Source organism: Lacinutrix sp. MEBiC02595 (assembly GCF_053601555.1).
The window spans coordinates 1-235 of the sequence record NZ_JBSHNU010000043.1 but is presented as its reverse complement, the minus strand read 5'-3'; the positions used below and the strand labels follow the sequence as shown (position 1 = coordinate 235).

General features: G+C 40.4%; 1 protein-coding gene. It reads right to left on the bottom strand.

The features are described from left to right. Positions 1–235: hypothetical protein (locus ACVCZW_RS00135; protein WP_452231297.1), on the bottom strand; the 235-nt coding region annotated here is incomplete at both ends.

The following is a 235-nucleotide window of genomic DNA, read 5'->3' as shown; positions in this document are numbered from 1 at the left end:
CAAATACAGTTACTGGAGAAGTAAATCCGGTTTCTGTTCCATTTTGTGTTCCATCACCATCTTCATCATTATATACGGTTCCAGTTACTGTTCCGGCTGTAGTATAACCATCTATTCCTGCATCTACACTACCATTTGTTGGTACCGTTACTGATGTTGGCTCTGTTCCTTCTGTTAAACTTGCTCCTGTTGGTAAAGTAGTTGTATCTACTACGATATCTACTGTTCCTGCTGG